This is a genomic window from Streptomyces lucensis JCM 4490 (genome assembly GCF_014650035.1).
Lineage (GTDB): Bacteria > Actinomycetota > Actinomycetes > Streptomycetales > Streptomycetaceae > Streptomyces > Streptomyces lucensis.
The window spans coordinates 85,771-106,769 of record NZ_BMUE01000013.1; the positions used below are offsets into that span (position 1 = coordinate 85,771).

The window sequence follows — 20,999 nt, forward strand, 5'->3', positions numbered from 1 at the left end:
CGCCCACAGCGGATCGCGTAGCCTGCGTCAGGCGTGCCGTGGGGTGAGTTCCGGGCACCGGGCGGATGCCTTCCCGGCGCCGGCCGGGCCGCCGGGGACCGGGTCGTGGCCCGGGCTGTCGGTGCCGCGGTCCACAATGGTCCGCGTCAGATCAGTCAGTCGCTTCAGCAAGAGCGAGCCGCAGGGTGCGCGCCCCCTCGGTGAGCGACCAGATCAGGAGGAGCCGGCAGCGATGGCCCGCCGCAGCACGAAGACCCCGCCGCCCGACGATTCGTTCGAGGAGAGGATCCTCGACATCGACGTCGTGGACGAGATGCGTGGCTCCTACCTCGAGTACGCGTACTCGGTCATCTACTCGCGCGCCCTGCCGGACGCCCGTGACGGCCTCAAGCCGGTACACCGCCGGATCGTCTACCAGATGAATGAGATGGGCGTGCGCCCCGACCGCGGGTACGTGAAGTGCGCGCGTGTCGTCGGCGAGGTCATGGGCAAGCTGCACCCGCACGGCGACGCGTCGATCTACGACGCCCTGGTGCGCATGGCGCAGCCCTTCTCCATGCGGGTGCCGCTGGTCGACGGCCACGGCAACTTCGGCTCGCTGGGCAACGACGACCCGCCGGCGGCGATGCGGTACACCGAGTGCCGGATGGCCGAGGCGACGAGCCTGATGACCGAGTCGATCGACGAGGACACGGTCGACTTCAACCCCAACTACGACGGCCAGGAGCGGGAGCCGGTGGCGCTGCCGGCCGCCTTCCCGAACCTGCTGGTCAACGGCTCCTCGGGCATCGCGGTCGGCATGGCCACGAACATGCCGCCGCACAACCTGCGCGAGGTCATCGCGGCCGCCCGCCACCTGATCAGGTTCCCGAACGCCGACCTGGACGCGCTGATGAGGCACGTCCCGGGCCCGGACCTGCCCACCGGCGGCCGGATCGTCGGACTGGGCGGCGTCCGGGACGCGTACGCGACCGGCCGCGGCACCTTCAAGATGCGCGCCACGGTCTCGGTCGAGACGGTGACCGCCCGCCGCAAGGGCCTGGTGGTCACGGAACTGCCGTTCACGGTCGGCCCCGAGAAGGTCATCGCGAAGATCAAGGACCTGGTCAACGCGAAGAAGGTCCAGGGCATCGCCGACGTCAAGGACCTCACCGACCGTGAGCACGGGCTGCGCCTGGTCATCGAGATCAAGAACGGCTTCGTGCCCGAGGCGATCCTGGAGCAGCTGTACAAGCTGACCCCGATGGAGGAGTCCTTCGGCATCAACAACGTGGCCCTGGTGGACGGCCAGCCGCTCACCCTGGGCCTGAAGGAACTGCTGGAGGTCTACCTCGACCACCGCTTCGACGTCGTACGGCGCCGCAGCGAGTTCCGCCGGGGCAAGAGGCGCGACCGGCTGCACCTGGTCGAGGGTCTGCTGACCGCGCTGGTCGACATCGACGAGGTCATCCGGCTGATCCGGTCCAGTGAGAACTCCGCGCAGGCCAAGGAGCGCCTGATGCGGCGCTTCTCGCTCAGCGAGGTGCAGACGCAGTACATCCTCGACACGCCGCTGCGCCGGCTCACCAAGTACGACCGCATCGAGCTGGAGGCGGAGAAGGACAAGCTCACCGCGGAGATCGAGGAGCTGACCCGGATCCTGGAGTCGGACGCGGAGCTGCGCAAGCTGGTCTCGGCCGAACTCGCCGCGGTGGCCAAGAAGTTCGGCACCGACCGGCGCACGGTGCTGCTGGAGTCGGCGGACGCCCCGGTGGCCGCCGTACCGCTGCAGGTCGCCGACGACCCCTGCCGGGTGCTGCTGTCCTCGACGGGGCTGCTGGCCCGTACGGCGGCCGACGGGCCGTTCCCGGCCGCGGCCGGCGCGAAGCGCGTCAAGCACGACGTGATCGTCTCGGCCGTCCCGGCCACCGCGCGCGGCGAGATCGGCGCGGTGACCTCCGCGGGCCGCCTGCTGCGGATCAACGTGGTCGACCTGCCGCAGCTGCCCGAGCAGGCGGGCGCGCCCAACCTCTCCGGAGGGGCGCCGCTGGCCGAGTTCGTCTCCCTGGAGGACGACGAGACGGTGGTCTGCCTGACCACGCTGGACGAGTCGTCCCCGGGCCTGGCGCTCGGTACGGAGCAGGGTGTCGTCAAGCGCGTGGTGCCCGACTACCCGTCCAACAAGGACGAGTTGGAGGTCATCACCCTCAAGGAGGGCGACCGGATCGTCGGCGCGGTGGAGCTGCGCACCGGCGAGGAGGACCTCGTGTTCATCACGGACGACGCGCAGCTGCTGCGCTTCCAGGCCTCCATCGTCCGCCCGCAGGGCCGCCCGGCGGGCGGTATGGCGGGCATCAAGCTCGCCGAGGGAGTGAAGGTCATCTCCTTCACGGCGGTCGACCCGGCCGTCGACGCGGTGGTGTTCACGGTGGCGGGCTCGCGCGGCACGCTGGACGACTCGGTGCAGACGACGGCCAAGCTGACGCCGTTCGACCAGTACCCGCGCAAGGGCCGGGCCACCGGCGGCGTGCGCTGCCAGCGGTTCCTCAAGGGTGAGGACTGCCTCGCGCTGGCCTGGGCGGGCCCGGTGCCGGCACACGCGGCGCAGAAGAACGGCACCCCGGCGCAGCTGCCGGACATGGACCCCCGCCGGGACGGCTCGGGCACCTCGCTGCCGAAGACGGTCGCGGTGGTCGCGGGGGCCGTGCTCTAGACCGTGTCCGCCCGGACCTCGTGGCTCTCCGTGCCGGGCTCCTCCTCGGAGCCCTGCACGTAGCGCAGGACGCCCCACATGCCGTGCTCGTCGGCGTGCGGGGCGTCGTTCTCGCACGCCCGCAGTTCCCTGCCGAGGGCGGCGGTGTCGATTCCGGAGCCGATCAGCACGAGCTGGGTGAGGCGGTCCTCGCCGGCCGGCCAGGGCTCCGGGTAGAAGCGCAGGAACCGGCCGACGGCGTGCACGGCGTAGCGGTTGAGCGGGTCGTGCGGCCCGAAGTCGACGTAGCCCTTGATCCGGTACAGCCCCTCGGGCCGGCTGTCCAGGAACCGCATGAGCCGCCGGGGCTCCACCGGAACGCCGGAGGTGAAGGGCAGGCTGTCGTAGCCGGTGTGCGGGTGCCCGGTGTGGTCGGGGGCGCCGCGGTCGTGCAGGTCGTCGAAGGACAGCTGCCCGATGCGTTCCCCGCTCGGCCTGCAGTCGAAGAGGAACTCGGGGTCGACGCGGCCGTAGGTGGCGGGGACGACGGCGGCCCGGGCGGACAGCGAGCGGACGAGTTCCAGGACCCGGCCGGGGTCGTCCGCGCGGTCCAGCTTGTTCACGACGACCAGGTCCGCGAGGGCGAGGTGCCGGTCGATCTCGGGGTGCTTCGCCCGCGTGCCGTCGAACTCGGCCGCGTCGACGACCTCGACGAGACCGCCGTAGACGATGCGCGGATGCTCGCTGCCGACCACCATCCGGACCAGTTGCCGCGGTTCGGCGAGTCCGCTCGCCTCGATGACGATCACGTCGATGCCCGCGGCGGGCGCGGCGAGCCGGTCCAGGTACTCGTCGAGTTCACTCGCGTCGACGGCACAGCACAGACAGCCGTTGCCGAGCGAGACGGTCGAGTCGCCGAGGGCGCCGGCCACGGCCATGGCGTCGATCTCGATCGCACCGAAGTCGTTGACGACGGCTCCGATACGGCTGCCGCCGCTGCGGTGCAGGAGGTGGTTCAGCAGCGTGGTCTTCCCGGAGCCCAGGAATCCGGCGAGCACGACGACCGGGATCTGCCGCGTACCGCCGGGGCCCGCGGAGCCGTTCACCACGGCTCCCGCCGGGCCGGGGCCGGGGCCGTCCTCCATGCCTGCCGCCGGTCCGTTCACCGAGCTGCTCCTCAACGGACGACCTTCCTCACGCGGACGCGCGCACCGGCCCATGGACCGAGGCGCGCGGGACGAACACTGCGCGACCAGGATACGAGCGGAGGGGGGCGCGGCGTCCGGGCGGCTCGATCGGGGACTGCGGGCGGCTCAGGCGGGGACCGGGACCGACGGCTGCGGTTCCGGGCCGACGTAACGGGCCACCGGGCGGATGATCTTAGGGTCGTCCGCCTGTTCCAGGATGTTGGCGCTCCAGCCCACCACCCGGGCCGCCGCGAACGTGGGCGTGAACATCTCCCGGGGCAGGCCGCACAGTTCCATGACCACGCCGGCGTAGAACTCCACGTTCGTGTGGAGTTCGCGGCCGGGCTTGAGCTCGGCGAGGATGGCCTCGACCCGGCGCTCGACCTCGACCGCGAAGTCCACGCGCGGGCCGCCGAAGGACAGGGCCGTCTCCCTCAGCATCCGCGAACGGGGGTCCTCCGTACGGTAGACGGCGTGCCCGAAGCCCATGATCCGGTCACCGGCGAGCACCCGTTCCCGGATCCAGGGGTCGATCCGCTCCGGCGTGCCGATCGCGTCCAGCGTGTCCAGGGCCCGGCTGGGCGCGCCTCCGTGCAGCGGCCCGGACAGCGCACCGACGGCGCCGGTCAGGCAGGCCGCCACGTCGGCGCCGGTCGACGCGATGACCCGCGCGGTGAAGGTGGACGCGTTGAACCCGTGATCAATGGTTGAGATGAGGTATTGCTCGACCGCACGCGCCCGGCGCGGGTCGGGTTCCGAGCCGGTCAGCATGTACAGGTAGTTGGCCGCGTACGAGAGGTCCTCGCGCGGCTCGATCGGGTCGAGGCCCTGTCCCAGCCGGTGGAGCGCGGTGAGCAGCGTGGGCACGACCGCGCAGACGGCCACCGTGTCGGCCCTGCGCCGGTCGGCGTCGATGTCGTACACCGGCCGGAGTCCCCGTGCGGCGCCGAGCAGGGAGAGTGCGGTGCGCAGGCCGGCCAGCGGGCCGGAGACGCGGCTCGCCGCGGCGATGGCGGGCAGTGCCGTGCGGACCTCTCCGGGCAGCCGCCGCAGTGCCGCGGTCTCGGCGGTGAAGGCGGCGCGGCCCCGCGGGCCGGGGAGCGCGCCGTGCACCAGGAGGTGCCAGACGTCTTCGAAGCCGCGGGTCCGGGCGAGTTCGACGGCCGGGTACTGGCGGTAGTGGTAGAAGCCCTCCCGTCCCCGGACGTCGCCTACGCGTGTCTCGGTGACGACGACGCCCGCGAGACCGCGCGGTGCGTCGATGAGGGGCGTTGCCGTTCTGTCGATGGCCATGGCTCTCTTTCCTTCTTCATTTACCTTGACCTGACTGTCCATGCTTGATTGTGTCTCTGTCAACATTGATTTGATCAATGTGTAGCAGTCAATATGTCCGGGGGCGGATACGGTGACTTCCATGCGCGATCACGACCCCCTCCCCCACCGCCCCGGGCGGAGGCTGACCACCAAGGAGACCGCCGAGGTGCTCGGCGTGAAGCCCGAGACGGTGTACGCGTACGTGAGCCGCGGTCTGCTCGGCAGCAGGCGCGAACCGGGGGGCCGGGCCAGCACCTTCGACGCGAAGGAGGTCGAGGCCCTCGCCCGGCGCAACCGGCGCGAGGCGGCCGGGAGCCCGGGCTCCGGCGGTGATCTGTCCGTCCGTACCCGGATCACGCTGATCGAGAAGGACAGCTACTACTTCCGCGGCGTCGACGCCGTCGAGCTGGCCACCCGCCACTCCTACGAGGAGGTCGCGGAGTGGCTCTGGACGGGCCGGCTCGTCCCCGGCGCGGCCTTCACCGCGCCCGGGGCCACCGTCGAGACCGCCCGCCACGCGGTGCGGGCCCTGTCCGAGCACGCCTCCCCCGTCGACCGGCTGCGGGTCGCGGCGATCGCGGCGGCGGCGGAGGACCCGCTGCGCTTCGACCTGTCCGGGGAAGCCGTGCTGAACACCGCGCGCACCCTCATCCCCACCCTCGTCGCCGCGCTGCCGCCGGTCGCGCAGCGCCACGAGGACGGTGGTCCGCTGGCCCACCGCCTGTGGGGCCGGCTGACCGGCCGCCCCGCCGACGAGGCGTCCCTGCGCGTCCTGGACACCGCGCTCGCCCTGCTCGCCGACCACGACCTGGCCGCCTCCACCCTCGCGGTCCGGGTCGCCGCCTCGGCCCGCGCGCACCCCTACGCCGCCGTCTCGGCCGGGCTCGGCGTGCTGGAGGGCCCGCTGCACGGCGCCGCCAGCGGCCTGGCCCACCGGATGCTCCTCGACGTGCTCGACCAGGGCACGGCGGTCCCGGTGATCGCCGACGAGCTGCGCGCGGGCCGCCGCGTCCCGGGCCTCGGCCACCGGCTGTACCCGGGCGAGGACCCCCGCGCGCGCGTGCTCTTCGGCCTGCTGGAGCGGGTTCCGCAGGCCGAGCCCGCGCTGCTCGCGGCCCGTGACGTCGTCGCGACGACGGCCCGCCACACCCCGCTGCACGCCAACGTCGACCTGGCCCTTGCCGTGTTCACCGCGTCCTGCGGGATGCCGGCCACGGCCGGCGAGACGATCTTCGCCGTCGCCCGCACGGCCGGGTGGATCGCGCACGCCCTGGAGGAGTACGGCGAGCGTCCGCTGCGCATGCGGCCCAGCGGCCACTACGTCGGTCCTCGGCCGCCCCAGCCCCTGCCGGAGTAGGACACGGCACCGCCGGAAGTCGCCTCGGTCAGACTCAGGTTAGGCTCACCTCTGTGAGTAGGTGTGCGACCGTCTCCCGGAGCCTCGACGAGCCCGTTCCCGGTACGGCTGCCACGGCGACGACGTGGCTGCTGCTGGAGCAGCCCGGGCCGTGGGGCGCCAAGGCGCTCACGTCGAGCCACCTGGACCCCGCGCTGGGCCGCGCCCTGGAGGCCGCCGCCGAGGGGACGGGCGTCCGTGTCGCGCTCATCCGGCGCCCCGGACGCCACGCGGACCCCGGTACGCCCCCGATGCGGCACGTGTACGCCGCCCACACCGTTCCGGGGAACGTGTGGCTGCACGGCGCCACCACCCGCGATCCACGGCGTTTGCTGGACCTCGACTTCGCCGCGCTCGGCGCGGGCGACCCCCGTTCCTTCGGCACGGCGCTCGGCGGACGGCCGCACCGCGGCGACCCGCTCGCGCTCGTGTGCACCAACGGCAAGCGCGACCGCTGCTGCGCCCTGCTGGGCCGCCCCCTCGCCGCCGAACTGGCCGCCTCCGGGGTGCGCGGCGTCTGGGAGGTCACCCATCTGGGTGGACATCGTTTCTCGCCGACGGTGCTGGTCCTGCCGTACGGCTACGCCTACGGGCGCGCCGAGGCGCACACGGTCAAGGAGGCCCTGCACGGCGTCCGGGAGGGGCGCGTGGTCGTCGAGGGGTGCCGCGGGTGCTCCGCCTGGGACCGGCCCGGCCAGGCTGCCGAGCTGGCCGTGCGGGCGGCGGCGGGCGAGCACCGCACGGGTGTGCTGAGCGTCGTACGGACCGACGGCACGGCACCGCGCTGGGAGGTCACCGTGGGCCACACCGACGGCCGCCGCTGGCGGGTCACCGTCGCGCAGGGGTCTTCCCTGCCGCCCCGCCCGGAGAGCTGCGGCGCCACGGTGCTGGGCACACCCGCGCGAATGGACGTGCTGGCCGTGCGCGAGCTGCGGCCGACGGCGCTGGCGAGCTGACGCAGGGCCGCCGCCCGGACCCGGGAGATCCACGCCACACCCCCTGGGGCGGTCCGGCCCCTGCCACGTACGGTCAGGGGCATGAGCCCCACTCCCCCAGCGCGCCGGCTGCGTCTCGGTCTGCCCCGGCGGGTCTTCTCCCAGGTGCTGCTCATGCAGGTGGCGATCGCGGCGGGAGTGGCGGTGCTGGCGACCGGGCTGTTCCTGGCGCCGTTGAGCAGGCAACTGGACGAGGAGGCCATGCGGCGGGCACTGGCCATCGCCGAGACCACCGCCCAGGACCCGCTGATCGCCGAGGGGCTCCGCACCACCCCTCCGACCCGGAACGGCCCGGTGCAGCGGGAGGCCGAGCGGATCCGGCGGGCCACGGGCGCCGAGTACATCGTGGTGCTGGGCATGAACAAGGTGCGCTGGTCGCACCCCACGCTCTCGGAGATCGGCAGGCCGGTGTCGACCGACCCCCACGACGCCCTCGCCGGCAAGGAGGTCATGGAGATCGACAAGGGCACCCTGGGACGCTCGGCGCGCGGCAAGGTGCCGCTGTACGACTCCGGTCACCACATCGTCGGAGCGGTGTCGGTCGGCATCGCCTACGACAGCGTGCGGGCCCGGCTGACCGGCGCCATCCCGGGGCTGCTCGCCTACGCCGGCGGAGCTCTCGCGGTGGGCGCGCTGGCCGCCTGGCTGATCTCCCGCCGGGTGCAGCGGCAGACCCGGGACCTGGCCTTCTCCGACATCTCCGCGCTGCTCGCGGAGCGTGAGGCCATGCTGCACGGCATCCGGGAGGGCGTCGTCGCCCTCGACCGCGGCGGCCGCATCCGGCTGCTCAACGACGAGGCGGGGCGGCTGCTCGGCATCGGCGACGAGGCCGTCGGACGGACCCCGGACGAGGCGCTCGGCGAGGGCCGTACGACGGACGTCCTGACCGGCCGGGTGACCGGCACCGATCTGCTCACGGTGCGCGGCCGGCGCGTCCTGGTCGCCAACCGCATGCCCACCGACGACGGCGGCGCCGTGGCCACCCTGCGCGACCGCACCGAGCTGGAGCAGCTGGGGCGGGAACTCGACTCCACCCGCGGGCTGATCGACGCGCTGCGCGCCCAGGACCACGAGCACGCCAACCGCATGCACACCCTGCTCGGGCTGCTGGAGCTGGAGATGTACGACGACGCGGTGGAGTTCGTCGGCGAGGTGGTCGGCGACCACCGGGTCACCGCCGAGCAGGTCACCGAGAAGGTCCGCGACCCGCTGCTGGCGGCGCTGCTGGTGGGCAAGGCGACCGTGGCGGCCGAGCGCGCCGTCGCCCTGTGGGTGTCGGAGCGCACCTGGCTCCCGGACCGGCTGGTCGATCCCCGGGGGCTGGTCACGATCGTCGGCAACCTCGTGGACAACGCCCTCGACGCGGTCGCGGGCACCCCGCACGCGCGCGTGGAGGTCGAGCTGAGCGCGCGGGGCCGCACGGTCCTCCTCCGGGTGCGCGACACGGGTCCCGGAGTCCCGGCGGACCAGCGGGAACTGGTCTTCACGGAGGGGTGGTCCACCAAGCGGCCGCCCGCACACGGCAAGCGGGGCATCGGACTGTCCCTGGTGCGCCGGCTCGCCGAACGGCAGGGCGGCAGCGCGGTCGTCGGCGCGGCGGACGGCGGAGGCGCGGAGTTCACCGTGGTCCTGCCCGAGGCGCTGGACGGACCGGAGCCGGCGCCGGCCCCCACCGGGTCGGCGCGGCCGGGTACGGCACTCGCGGACGTGCCGGCCGCCACCGAGGAGGGTGCGGGGTGATCGAGGTCCTGGTCGTGGACGACGACGCCCGGGTCGCCCGAGTCAACGCCGCCTACGTGGAGAAGGTGCCCGGGTTCCGCGTGGCCGGTACGGCGCACGACGCGGCGGGGGCGCTGCGTCAGGTGGACGAGCTGCCGCGGCTGGACCTGGTGCTCCTGGACCAGCGTCTGCCCGACGGCACGGGGCTGGCGGTCGTCCGCGAGATGCGCCGGCGCGGTCACCAGACCGACGTGATCATGGTGACGGCGGCGCGGGAGGTGTCGACCGTCCAGGCGGCCCTGCGGCACGGGGTGCTGCAGTACCTGGTGAAGCCGTTCGCCTTCACCGGTCTGCGGACCAGGCTGGAGGCGTACGCCGAGCTGCGGCGCACTCTGGACGGCGGCGGCGAGGCCGAACAGGCGCAGGTGGACCGCATGTTCGGCGCGCTGTCCGCCCCGCCGGAGCCTCTCCTGCCCAAGGGGCACTCCCCCAGGACGGCCGGGCTGGTGCGCCGGGCGCTGATGGACGCCGAAGGCTCCCTGTCCGCGCGGGAGGTGGCCGGGCGGACAGGGGTGAGCCGGCAGACCGCCCAGCGCTACCTCAAGCTCATGGAACGCACCGGGCGGGTCCGGCTGACGCTGAGGTACGGGGACGCGGGCCGCCCGGAACACCGTTACGTGTGGGCGGCCCGCGTCTGAGCGCACGTCACGCGGACGTCAGCCGGCGGCCTTCACGAACTCGGTCGTGTACGTCCTGCTCAGGTCGACGTCCGCGTTCTTGATGTTGGGGTTGAACGCCTTGAGCACCTTCTCGACGGTCTCGGGGCCGCCCTCGGGCATCACGCCGTCCTCGGTGAACATCGGCAGCGTGCTCTTGATGGCCTGCGCGTAGAGCGTCTTGTCGCCCTGGGAGTAGTCGGCGGGCATCTTCGCGGCGATCTCGTCGGCGCTGTGCGTGGACATCCACTTGAGCGTCTTCACGAATGCGTCGGCCAGCTTCTGGACGGTCTTCTTGTGTCCGTTCACCCAGTCCGTCTGCATGTACAGACTCGACGACGGGTACGGGCCGCCCAGCGCCTGCCGCGAACCTTCCGGGGTGCGCATGTCGATGAGGATCTTCCCCGCCTTCTTGTCGAGGATCGTCGCGACGGTCGGGTCCGTGGTCATGCCTCCGTCGATCGCGCCGTTCTGGAGCGCCGCTATGAACGTCGGACCGGCCCCGACCGCGACCGGCGTGAAGTCGCTGACCTTCACGCCGTTCTTGACCGCGAGGTACTTGGTGAGGAAGTCGGTCGAGGAGCCGAGCCCGGTCACGCCCAGCTTGCGGCCCTTGAAGTCCTCGGGTGAGGTGAGGTCGCTGGCCGCCTTCGCGGAGACGACCTCGACCTCGCCGGGCGCGTGCGAGAACTGCACGACGGACTCGACCGACTTGCCCTTCACCTGGAGGTCGAGGGTGTGGTCGTAGAAGCCGACGGCTCCCTGCACCTGGCCGGAGACGAGCGCGGTCTCGGCCTGCACACCGGCGGGCTCGCTGAGGAGCTGGACGTTCAGGCCCTCCGCCTCGAAGTAGCCGAGGCGCTGGGTCAGCATCGCCGGCAGGTAGATGACCTTGTCCAGGCCACCGACCATGATCTTCACGGATTCGCCCTTGCCGCCGCCCCCGCCGCTGCCGGTGTCGGCGGTCGGACCGGCCGCGTCGTTGGCGCAGGCGGTGAGCGAGGAGAGGGCGAGCAGTCCGGCGGCGGCCAGGGAGGCGTATCTGACGGTCTTGCGCATGGTTCACGTCCTTGTGAGGGGGCGGCGTGCGGGGAAGGAGCGGGGGTGGCTCAGCTGTCGGAGCCGGCGGGCTTCCAGCGGAAGATGCGCCGCTCGGCGAAGGTCAGCAGTCCCTCGGCGACGAGGGCGACGACCGCGAGAATGACCATCGCGGCGTAGACGCCGGCCGCGTTGAAGGTGTTCTGCGACTGCGCGACGAGCAGGCCGATGCCCTTGGTCGCGCCGATGTACTCGCCGACGATGGCGCCGATGAGCGCGAAGCCGAAGCTGACGTGCAGGCTGGTGAAGATCCAGGAGGTCGCCGACGGGATGACCACCTGGAGGGTCACCCTGCGGTCGCTCGCACCCAGGATGCGGGCGTTGGCGACCAGGTTGCGGTCCACCTCGCGGGCGCCCTGGAAGGCGTTGAAGAACACCGGGAAGAAGACGAGCACCACCGCGGACGCGACCTTGGAGGAGGGCCCTAGCCCGAACCAGATCAGGAAGATGGGCGCCAGGACGATCCTGGGAATCGAGTTGAGCACCTTGATGTACGGACCGAGGACCTCGGCGAGCAGTCTGATCCGCCCGAGCGCGATGCCGAGCAGCACACCCGCGACCACACCGATGCCCCAGCCGAGCAGTGCTTCGTAGAGCGTGTACCAGATCTGCTCGCCGAGGGAGCCGAGCGCGGTCCCGTGCGTGACCCAGACCCAGATCTGGTCCCAGATCTTCGAGGGCATCGAGAAGTTGAACGGGTCGATCACTCCGGCCCGGGACAGTCCCTCCCACAGGCCGAGGACGACCACCAGGAGCAGTACGCGGGCGGCCATGACGAGGACCTTGCGGCGGCGGGCGGCCCGGGCGCGGGTCTGCGCGCGGTCGGGGACCTTGGCCGTGTCGACGACCGGTGTGCTGAGAACCTCAGGCGACACGGGCGGCACCCCTCTCGCGGGTGATGCGGACCTCTTCGCCGAGGGACTCCCAGATCTCGCGGTAGATCTCGATGAACCGCGGCTCCAGGCGCACCGACTCGACCTTGCGCGGCCGGGGCAGGTCGATGTCGAAGACCTGCTTCACGGTCGCGGGCCCGGCGGTCATCACGACGACCTTGTCGGCCAGCGCGATGGACTCCTCCAGGTCGTGGGTGACGAAGACGACGGAGGCGCCGGTGCCCTCCCACAGCTCCAGCAGCTCGTCCGACATCAGCGCGCGGGTCTGCACGTCGAGCGCCGAGAACGGCTCGTCCATGAGCAGGATCTCGGGGTCGTTGACGAAGGTGGCGGCGAGGGCGACGCGCTTGCGCTGGCCGCCGGACAGCTGGTGCGGGTAGCGGTCCTCGAAGGCGGCGAGTCCCACGCGGGCCAGCCACTCGCGGGCCTTGCTCCTGGCCTCTGCCTTGGGCACGCCCCGGAAGCGCGGGCCGGCCATGACGTTGGACAGCACGGTCCGCCAGGGGAAGGTGGCGTCCTGCTGGAAGACGAAGCCGACCTTGTCCCCGACGCCGTCGACCGGCTCCCCGGTCACCAGCACGTCGCCCTCGGTGGGCTCCTCCAGCCCGCTGACCAGGGTCAGCGTGGTGGACTTGCCGCAGCCGGTCGGTCCCACGACGGCCACGAACTCGCCGCGCCCGACGGTCAGGTCGAGACCGCGCACGGCCGTGTGCAGTGCCCCGGACGGGGTCCTGAAGGTCTTGCTCGCGCCCCGCAGCTCGATGGCGGGGCTGGTGTGTGCGCTCATGGCCCGGGACGGTAGGTGTGGCCCCGGCCACAGCAGCAGTCTTGTGAGCACAAGCCGTTCTTTTGCTCGCAAGGGCCTGTTGTGCTCATTTTGCTCGCGTTACAACTGCGGAGCCGAAACACGGGCGCAACGCTCGCCGGCCTTGGAGGACAGGCCTGATGATTGACGTCCTGGTCGTGGACGACGACTTCCGTGTCGCTGAGATAAACGCCAAGTACGTGGGAAAGGTTCCCGGCTTCCGGGTGGCCACCCGCGCGCACAGTGCCGCCCAGGCGCTGGCCGCTGTCGAGCGCGGCGGCATCGACCTCGTCCTGCTCGACCACTATCTGCCGGACCGGACCGGCCTGGAACTCGTCCACCGCATGCGGGAGCAGGGCCACGGCACGGACGTCATCATGATCACCGCGGCCAGTGACGTCTCGACCGTCCAGCAGGCGATGCGCCTGGGCGCACTGCACTACCTGGTCAAACCGTTCACGTTCGTCGCCCTGCGCACCCGCCTCGACTCCTACGCCGCCCTGCGCCGCACCGTCGACCGGGTGGGCGGCCGGGGACTGACGGGCCAGGAGCAGGTCGACCGCATCTTCGGGGCCCTGCGTACGGCCTCCGTCCCGGCCGCGCCCGGTCTGCCGAGCGGCCAGTCGGAACCCACCACAGACCTGATCTGCGGTGTCCTGCACCACGCCGATCATCCGCTGTCGGCCCACGAGGTCGCCGCCCGAACCGGCCTGAGCCGCTCCACGGCCCAGCGCTACCTGCGCCACCTGGAGCAGGCCGGCCGCCTCCGGCTCTCCCTCAAGTACGGCGACACCGGCCGTCCCGAGCACCGGTACGCCTGGGTCGCTCCCTAGGCCCTGCGGCACCGTACCGGCGGGGACGGCCGGATGGCGGCCTGCCCGCCGGCCCTGCGGTCACACGGCTCCGGCACCGGTCAGCGACCGTACCTCGGTCTCGGCGTACTTGGCCTGGTCCGCGACCTCGTCCGAGGTGACCGTGCCCAGCCAGCCGGCGAGGAACCCGAGCGGGATGGAGACGATGCCCGGGTTCTGCAGCGGGAAGTACTGGAAGTCGACGGCCGGGAACAGCGAGTCCGGGCTGCCGGACACCACCGGGGAGAGCAGCACGAGCGCGAGGGCCGGGACCAGCCCGCCGTACACCGCCCACACCGCGCCACGCGTGGTGAAGCCCCGCCAGAACAGCGAGTAGAGCAGCACGGGGAGGTTCGCCGACGCGGCGACCGCGAAGGCGAGTCCGACGAGGAAGGCGACGTTCATGTCGCGTGCCAGCAGACCGAGCGCGATCGCGACGACGCCGATCCCGACCGCGGCGAACCGCGCCACCGTCACCTCGCTGCGTGCCCTGCCGCGCGAGCGCCGCAGCGACGCGTACAGGTCGTGGGCCACCGAGGCGGAGGAGGCGAGCGTGATGCCGGCGACGACCGCGAGGATCGTGGCGAAGGCGACGGCGGCGACGACCGCGAACAGGACGGTGCCGCCGGTGGAGCCCGGGCCGCCGCCCAGATCGAGGGCGAGCAGGGGCATGGCCGTGTTCCCGGCCGCGTTCGAGGCGCGCATGGCCTCCGGTCCCACGATGGCGGTCGCCCCGAACCCGAGGACGATGGTCATCAGGTAGAAGCCGCCGATCAGGCCGATGGACCACACCGTGGAGCGACGGGCGGCCCGGGCGGTCGGCACGGTGTAGAAGCGGGACAGGATGTGCGGCAGTCCCGCCGTGCCCAGCACCAGCGCGAGTCCGAGGCTGATGAAGTCGAAGCGTGCGGTCCAGCTGCCGCCGTACTTGAGGCCGGGCGCCAGGAACGCCTTGCCGTGGCCGCTGCGCTCGGCCGCCGTGAGCAGCAGCCGGCCGACGTCCCCGTGGAAGCGGACCAGGACGAGCACGGTCAGCGCGATCGTCCCGCCGAGCAGCAGGGCCGCCTTCACGATCTGGATCCAGGTGGTGGCCCGCATCCCGCCCAGCGACACGTAGATCACCATGAGCGCGCCGACCCCGATGACCGTCCAGGCCTGGGCCGCCTCACCCGTGCGCCCCAGCAGCAGCGCCACCAGGCTGCCCGCGCCGACCATCTGCGCCACGAGATACAGGACGGACACCGTGACCGAGGACGTGCCCGCGGCGATGCGCACCGGCCGCTCGCTCATCCGTGCCGCCACCACGTCGGCCAGGGTGAACCGACCGCAGTTGCGGACCAGTTCGGCCACCACGAACAGCACGACCAGCCATGCCACGAGGAAGCCCACCACGTACAGCAGTCCGTCGTACCCGTACAGCGCGATCATCCCGGTGGCCCCGAGGAAGGAGGCCGCCGACAGGTAGTCGCCCGCGATGGCGAAGCCGTTCTCCATCGGCGAGAACAGCCGCCCGCCCGCGTAGAACTCCTCCGCCGAACCGTGCCGCCTGCGGCTCACCCAGGTCGTGATCATGAGGGTGACTGCTACGAAACCACTGAACAGCAGCAGTGCCAGCGTCTGGTGGTCACCGGTCACGAGGCACCTCCCCGTGCGCCGCGGGTCAGTTCCTGGGTGTCCCAGCGCAGCTCCAGCGCGGCCCGGTCCCGGCGCACCCGAGCGTGCCGGGAGTAGGCCCAGGTGAGCAGGAACGTGGAGAGGAACTGCCCGAGCCCGGCGAGCATGCCCACGTTCACGGCGCCCGCCACGGGCCGGGCCATGAGTCCGGGCGCGCTCGTCGCCGTGACCACGTACCCCACGTACCAGACGAGGAAGACGGCGGCTCCCGGGATCACGAACCGCCGGTATCTGCCGCGCACTTGCTGGAAGGCCGCACTGCGCTGCACCTCGACGTACACGTCAAGGGCACGGACCGCCGCCGTGCTCCGCTCCCCGCGAGGGGACGGCACGGCCGGCGCCGGCGTGCCGGTGTCGTCCGGTTCACCCCAGCCGGTGGCCAGTGCGTCGTGCCAGGGATCGTCGTACCTCACGTCGCGGGCGGGCGCCGCGTGGACTCCCCGCTGCTCGGCCGAACTCTCGAAACCGTCCCCGACTCCGTGGGAACGGCCGTTGCTTGACTGCATGCCCAAGCATGGACAGATCGGGAGCTTCTCTGACTCTTCTTCCTCCGCTCTTCACCCCATCAGGTGAGTCAGCCCGCGGGTGGCCGCGCCAGGCCCTTGCCGTAGGCGTAACGCACCGCCTGAGCACGGTCCTTGAGGCCGGTCTTGGCGAAGAGGTTGTTGATGTGCGTCTTCACGGTCGCGGTGGAGACGTGCAGCTCGCGCGCGATCTCGTGGTTGGAGAGGCCCGCGGCGATGAGTGCCAGAACCTCCGTCTCGCGGGCGGTCAGCCCGTCGGGTGACTGAGCGGGCGCCGGTTCCGGCACGGGTTCGGGCTGTGCGAGCCGCTCCAGCAGCCGGCGCTGCACACTCGGGGAGAGTCCCGCGTCTCCCGACAGCACGCTGTGCACGGCCCTGACGATCTCTTCGCCGCCCGCGTCCTTGGTCAGGTACCCCCGGGCGCCGGCCTGCAGGGCCGGGAACAGCGAATCGTCGTCTGCGTACGTGGTGAGCACCACGACCTGGGTTCCGGGGTATCGCGCCCGGATCCGCCGGGTGGCCTCGACGCCGTCGCAGCGCGGCATCCTGAGGTCCATCAGAACGACGTCCGGGGCGAGTTCCCCGGCCAGCCGCACCGCTTCCTCGCCGTCTCCCGCGGCACCGACGACCTCCACGCCGGGCAGCAGGCCGAGCAGCATCACGATGCCCTCGCGCACCACTGTCTGGTCGTCCGCGACCACCACCCGTGCGGGCTTCCGCTCCCCCTCCGTCTGTGTCATACGGGCACCTTCAGCGTCACCTCGAACCCCTCATCGGCCGGCCCCGCGTCCAGCGAACCGCCGAGCAGTTCGGCGCGCTCGCGCATACCCAGCAGACCGTACCCGCCTCCGCAGCCGGTGAGTTCGCCCGGCCTTCCGCCCGAGTCCCTTACTCTGAGTGTCACTTCGTGCTCTCGGTAGTCGAGCCGAAGGCGCACCTTGGCGCCCTGGGCGTGCTTGCGGACGTTCGTCAGCGCTTCCTGCGCGACCCGGCGCACGGCCTGGGAGGCCTCGGCCGGCAGGGGTCTGCGATCACCCGTGACGGTGACCTCCGCTCCGTCGGCCCCGCTGACGAGCTCGGTCAGGAAGTCCTCCAGCGGAGTCAGGTCGCCCCGCAGCGCGGAAAGGGCCTGCCTCGTCTCCACGAGGCCGTCCCGGGCCATGCCCCGCGCGGCCACCACCCGCTCCAGGATCCGTTCGCGGTCCGCACCGTTCTCGATCAGCAGCCGGGCCGCCTCCAGGTGAACCAGCTGCGCCGACAGGCTGTGGGCCAGCACGTCGTGGATCTCGCGGGCGATGCGGGCCCGCTCGGTCAACGCCGCGGACTCCGCTTCGGCGGCCCGCGCGGCGCGCTCCTGGGCGAGCAGCCGCTGCGCGCTTCCACGGGCCTCCGCGTCCAGACGCAGGACGTATCCGGCGAGGGCCATCCCCGCCACGGTCACGGCCGTGGTCGGCCAGGCGTCCGTGTCGAACACGGAGTACGAGGCGAGGGCCACCACCGCCACGGGTCCGGCAGCCGCGAGCGGCAGCCTCTCCAGGGCACTGACCCCGCAGCCGCACCAGAGGACGAGGGCCGGCACCGTGAATCCCGTCGCCTGGGCCCCGACCGCCACGCCCAGGAGCACACCCATGAGTGCGAGGGAGTGCGCCAGCCGGTGCTGGTAGGTGGTCCGGAAGAAGGCCCAGGCGGCGAGTGCGGCGACGAGCACTCCCGCCACCGCCCCGAGCGCCCCCCGGATGCCCGGGTGTCTGTTTCCGAACGCTCCCCACAGCAGCGTGGCCAGCGCCAGCAGCCGGACGGTCCAGGCGAGCAGGCGCCGGGGCCGGCTGGTTCCCGCTCGGCCGAGCGCTTCGCGTGACGGCCACCCGGTCCAGGCGTTCCCGCTCACACGCACTCCTTCCACGCCGGCCTGCCGCCGTCACCGTACGCCGGGCCGCACCGGCCGGCGGCGCCCGTGGACCGGGTGCGCCGGGCGAGGATCACGGGCGGCAGCCACCAGCGCCGGTCCGTGTCGATCGCGCGGGCCTGGAACCGCCGCACGGGCACAACGGCCACGACGGCCACGAGCAGCAGCGCGTTGACGAGCCCGGACATCACGGCCTCCGTGAGCGGGAAGGTGGGTGCCGGGGGCGGGCGCCGCCGGCCCTTCGAAACTACGCAAACCGGCGAGCCGAAAGATCGGAGCCGGGGTGGATCACGGGTGGAACTGTGGAGCGGCCGGCCTCCACCCGGGGGTGGAGAGGACGGGAGAGAACGGGAGCGGGCGGCAGCGGGGACCAGCTGCCCGCCGGTGAGCGGCCTGGTCCGCTCACGCGCCGGCAGGGCAGCCCTGTCCGAGCCGCCCTGCCGGCGTCCGTCTGCTCGGCCGGACCCGGCACGGCGGCCGGCAGTCCGGTGCGCCTTCGTGATCCGGCTAGGCGTCGAGGTAGTGGTAGTCCCCACCCGGGGGGCCGGTCACCAAGCCGCCGTCATGGACCCTCCACTCGCTCATGCCGTCGACGTCGTGGCTGACCAGGAACAGTCCCCGGGGCCTCTCGTCGTACTCGTCGTCCCGGCAGGAGGCCGGGATGAGGGCGATCTGGCGCAGCCTCTCCTCGAACCAGTCGAGGGAAGCCGCGCGGATGTCGCCCCCGTAGAAGGCCCAACTGACGTTGTTGTACTGCCGGGCGGGGAAGGCCCAGCCCCCGCTGTAGGTGCGCTCCGGATCGTCTGCTGCCACGATCTCCTTGATCCGGGCCAGCTGTGCGTCGTCACACTGCAGCCAGCCCCTGACCGAGACCATGGTTCCCACGGCGTTCGCTCCCCGTTCGTGTGCGCCCCGCCCCTGGCGCACGGTTCCTGCGCTTCCTGTGCGCCTGCACGCTACGGACGACCTGATCGGTCACGCAAAGGGATTGAGAGGTTGCCGGCCTGGTGAACTAGGCGTCGATGCGTGACCGGTCCAGGGTCGCCGCCGAGCTGGAGATGAACTCCTTGCGGGGCGCCACGTCATTGCCCATGAGCAGGTCGAAGACCTGCTCGGCGGCCTCCAGGTCGGAGAGGTTGATGCGGCGCAGCGTGCGGTGGCGCGGGTCCATCGTGGTCTCGGCCAGCTGGTCGGCGTCCATCTCGCCCAGGCCCTTGTAGCGCTGGATGGAGTCCTTGTACCGGATGCCCTTGCTCTGGAACTCCATGAGCCTGTCGCGCAGCTCGCGGTCGGAGTACGTGTAGACGTACTTGTCCTGGCCCTTCTTCGGCTGGACGATCTCGATGCGGTGCAGCGGCGGCACTGCGGCGAAGACGCGGCCGGCCTCGACCATGGGCCGCATGTAGCGCTGGAACAGGGTCAGCAGCAGGCAGCGGATGTGAGAGCCGTCCACATCGGCGTCGGTCATCATGATGATCTTGCCGTAGCGGGCCTGCTCGATGTCGAACGTGCGGCCCGAGCCGGCTCCTATCACCTGGATGATCGCACCGCACTCGGCGTTCTTGAGCATGTCGGTCACCGACGAGCGCTGCACGTTGAGGATCTTGCCCCGGATCGGCAGCAGTGCCTGGAACTCGGAGTTGCGCGCGAGCTTCGCCGTACCGAGCGCGGAGTCGCCCTCGACGATGAACAGCTCGCTGCGGTCGACGTCGTCACTGCGGCAGTCGGCGAGCTTGGCCGGCAGGGACGACGACTCCAGGGCCGTCTTCCGGCGCTGGGCGTCCTTGTGCTGGCGGGCCGCGACGCGGGTGCGGGCGGCCGCGACCACCTTCTCCATGACGACCCGGGCCTGGGCGGCCGCGTCGCGCTTGGTGGCGGTCAGGAAGGCCTTCAGCTCCTTGGTGACCACCTGGTTCACGATGCGGCGGGCCGCCGAGGTACCGAGGACCTCCTTCGTCTGCCCCTCGAACTGCGGTTCCGCCAGGCGCACGGTGACGACGGCGGTGAGCCCCTCCAGGGCGTCGTCCTTGACGATGTTGTCCTCGGCCACGCGCAGCAGCTTCTTGGCCCGCAGGACGTCGTTCATCGCCTGGGTGAGGGCCTGCTCGAAGCCCGCGACATGGGTGCCGCCCTTGGGGGTGGCGATGATGTTGACGAAGGACCTGACGGTGGTGTCGTAGCCCGTGCCCCAGCGCAGGGCGATGTCCACACCCAGTTCCCGGGTGACCTCGGTCGGGGTCATCTGGCCGTGCTCGTCCAGGACCGGCACGGTCTCCTTGAAGGTGCCCTGGCCGGAGAAGCGCAGGACGTCGCAGACGGGCTTGTCGCCGGCCAGGAACTCGCAGAACTCGCTGATCCCGCCGTCGAAGCGGAACGACTCCTCACCCTTGCTGCCGCCCTCACCGAGGCCGTACTCGTCGCGGACGACGATGGTCAGGCCGGGTACCAGGAACGCCGTCTGGCGGGCGCGCTGATGCAGATTCTCCAGGGAGAGCTTGGCGTCCTTGAGGAAGATCTGCCGGTCGGCCCAGTACCGCACGCGCGTGCCCGTGCGGGTCTTGGGGATCTTCCTGGCCTTGCGCAGGCCGCTCTTCGCCTCGAACTTCGCGTCGGCGCCGGCGGTCGCGAAGGCACCTGGCACGCCGCGCCGGAAGCTGATGGCGTGCGTGTGGCCGCCGCGGTCCACCTCGACGTCGAGACGGGCGGAGAGGGCGTTGACCACGGAGGCGCCGACGCCGTGCAGACCGCCGGAGGCGGCGTAGGAGCCGCCGCCGAACTTGCCGCCCGCGTGGAGCTTGGTCATGACGACCTCGACGCCGGACAGGCCGGTCTTGGGCTCGACGTCGACGGGGATGCCGCGGCCGTTGTCGCGCACCTCCACGGAGCCGTCGTCGTGGAGGACCACCTCGATGTGGTCGCAGTAGCCGCCCAGGGCCTCGTCCACGGAGTTGTCGATGATCTCCCACAGGCAGTGCATCAGACCGCGGCTGTCGGTCGAGCCGATGTACATGCCCGGGCGCTTGCGCACGGCCTCGAGGCCCTCGAGGACGAGCAGGTGCCGCGCGGTGTAGTTGGAACCGTCCCGGTCTGCTCCTGCCAGCAGCGCTGTGGACGGCACGGACGTGTCGGCGGTCACGCGGTTCGCTCCTCGCTGAATTTCAGGTTGCCCCCTTTTGGCAAGAGGGCGGCTTCGGTCGCCGCTCAGAGGGTACCGAGGCCTGGTAGAGCCGGTGTAACGCCACCCTCGTCA

The 20,999-nt window shown here is 71.9% G+C and carries 17 protein-coding genes and 1 pseudogene; 6 read left to right on the forward strand and 12 right to left on the reverse strand.

Annotated features, from left to right (window positions below):
* Window positions 1-232 precede the first annotated feature (232 nt).
* Window positions 233-2,692, forward strand: coding sequence for a DNA gyrase/topoisomerase IV subunit A (locus IE177_RS26200; RefSeq protein ID WP_190017891.1), 2,460 nt, complete (start codon window positions 233-235; stop codon window positions 2,690-2,692).
* Here the strand turns inward: IE177_RS26200 and IE177_RS26205 are convergent.
* Together IE177_RS26205 and IE177_RS26210 are read right to left on the reverse strand one after the other, a co-directional pair.
* Window positions 2,689-3,837 (reverse strand): CobW family GTP-binding protein, encoded by a 1,149-nt coding sequence (locus tag IE177_RS26205; protein WP_229816271.1) that lies wholly within the window; start codon window positions 3,835-3,837, stop codon window positions 2,689-2,691. The genes IE177_RS26200 and IE177_RS26205 overlap by 4 nt on opposite strands.
* 147 nt (window positions 3,838-3,984) lie before the next feature.
* Window positions 3,985-5,151: a citrate synthase/methylcitrate synthase gene (locus IE177_RS26210; protein ID WP_190017892.1), complete on the reverse strand. Its 1,167-nt coding sequence runs from the start codon at window positions 5,149-5,151 to the stop codon at window positions 3,985-3,987.
* 121 nt (window positions 5,152-5,272) lie between these two features.
* On the opposite strand from IE177_RS26210, the gene IE177_RS26215 reads away from it, so the two are divergent.
* From IE177_RS26215 to IE177_RS26230, 4 genes are all read left to right on the forward strand, one after another.
* Complete coding sequence (locus IE177_RS26215) at window positions 5,273-6,529, forward strand: citrate synthase (protein WP_190017893.1); 1,257 nt, start codon at window positions 5,273-5,275, stop codon at window positions 6,527-6,529.
* A 53-nt stretch (window positions 6,530-6,582) separates the two neighbouring features.
* Window positions 6,583-7,524 carry a ferredoxin family protein gene (locus tag IE177_RS26220; protein WP_190017894.1) on the forward strand — a complete coding sequence of 314 codons (942 nt, stop codon included), beginning with the start codon at window positions 6,583-6,585 and terminating at the stop codon, window positions 7,522-7,524.
* An 81-nt stretch (window positions 7,525-7,605) separates the two neighbouring features.
* Window positions 7,606-9,303, forward strand: coding sequence for an ATP-binding protein (locus IE177_RS26225; RefSeq protein WP_190017895.1), 1,698 nt, complete (start codon window positions 7,606-7,608; stop codon window positions 9,301-9,303).
* Window positions 9,300-9,980: a response regulator gene (locus tag IE177_RS26230; RefSeq protein WP_190017896.1), complete on the forward strand. Its 681-nt coding sequence runs from the start codon at window positions 9,300-9,302 to the stop codon at window positions 9,978-9,980. Before IE177_RS26225 ends, IE177_RS26230 begins: the two co-directional genes overlap by 4 nt.
* Window positions 9,981-9,998: 18 nt before the next feature.
* On the opposite strand, the gene IE177_RS26235 is transcribed toward IE177_RS26230, so the two are convergent.
* Genes IE177_RS26235 through IE177_RS26245 form a run of 3 tightly spaced genes read right to left on the reverse strand, consistent with a single transcriptional unit; the run spans window position 9,999 to window position 12,776 of the window.
* The gene (locus tag IE177_RS26235) at window positions 9,999-11,057 is read right to left on the reverse strand and encodes an ABC transporter substrate-binding protein (protein ID WP_190017897.1); all 1,059 of its coding nucleotides are present in this window, start codon (window positions 11,055-11,057) and stop codon (window positions 9,999-10,001) included.
* Window positions 11,058-11,107: 50 nt separating this feature from the next.
* On the reverse strand, window positions 11,108-11,971 hold the full coding sequence (locus IE177_RS26240; protein ID WP_190017898.1) for an ABC transporter permease: 864 nt from the start codon (window positions 11,969-11,971) through the stop codon (window positions 11,108-11,110).
* Entirely contained in the window at window positions 11,961-12,776 is an 816-nt protein-coding gene (locus IE177_RS26245; RefSeq protein WP_190017899.1) for an ABC transporter ATP-binding protein, read from the reverse strand. The genes IE177_RS26240 and IE177_RS26245 overlap by 11 nt, the downstream gene beginning before the upstream one ends.
* A 158-nt stretch (window positions 12,777-12,934) precedes the next feature.
* Here IE177_RS26245 and IE177_RS26250 point away from each other — a divergent pair, with 158 nt between their 5' ends.
* Window positions 12,935-13,627, forward strand: coding sequence for a response regulator (locus tag IE177_RS26250; RefSeq protein ID WP_190017900.1), 693 nt, complete (start codon window positions 12,935-12,937; stop codon window positions 13,625-13,627).
* Window positions 13,628-13,687: 60 nt separating this feature from the next.
* Here IE177_RS26250 and IE177_RS26255 read toward each other — a convergent pair whose 3' ends face one another.
* The 7 genes and pseudogenes from IE177_RS26255 to IE177_RS26285 all read right to left on the reverse strand — a co-directional run bounded on the left by IE177_RS26255 (window position 13,688) and on the right by IE177_RS26285 (window position 20,885).
* Entirely contained in the window at window positions 13,688-15,280 is a 1,593-nt protein-coding gene (locus IE177_RS26255; RefSeq protein ID WP_190017901.1) for a monocarboxylic acid transporter, read from the reverse strand.
* A complete protein-coding gene (locus tag IE177_RS26260; protein ID WP_190017902.1) occupies window positions 15,277-15,825 on the reverse strand; it encodes a DUF485 domain-containing protein in 549 nt (182 codons plus the stop codon). Before IE177_RS26260 ends, IE177_RS26255 begins: the two co-directional genes overlap by 4 nt.
* Window positions 15,826-15,893: 68 nt before the next feature.
* Window positions 15,894-16,583: a response regulator transcription factor gene (locus IE177_RS26265; protein WP_190017903.1), complete on the reverse strand. Its 690-nt coding sequence runs from the start codon at window positions 16,581-16,583 to the stop codon at window positions 15,894-15,896.
* Entirely contained in the window at window positions 16,580-17,731 is a 1,152-nt protein-coding gene (locus IE177_RS26270) for a sensor histidine kinase (protein ID WP_190017904.1), read from the reverse strand. Before IE177_RS26270 ends, IE177_RS26265 begins: the two co-directional genes overlap by 4 nt.
* Window positions 17,732-17,814: 83 nt before the next feature.
* Window positions 17,815-17,937: pseudogene (locus tag IE177_RS26275) on the reverse strand (DUF1453 domain-containing protein); the annotation flags it as partial.
* 319 nt (window positions 17,938-18,256) lie between these two features.
* A complete protein-coding gene (locus tag IE177_RS26280; RefSeq protein WP_229816278.1) occupies window positions 18,257-18,625 on the reverse strand; it encodes a hypothetical protein in 369 nt (122 codons plus the stop codon).
* Between the two features lie 136 nt (window positions 18,626-18,761).
* Window positions 18,762-20,885, reverse strand: coding sequence for a DNA gyrase/topoisomerase IV subunit B (locus IE177_RS26285; protein WP_190017906.1), 2,124 nt, complete (start codon window positions 20,883-20,885; stop codon window positions 18,762-18,764).
* Window positions 20,886-20,999 lie beyond the last annotated feature (114 nt).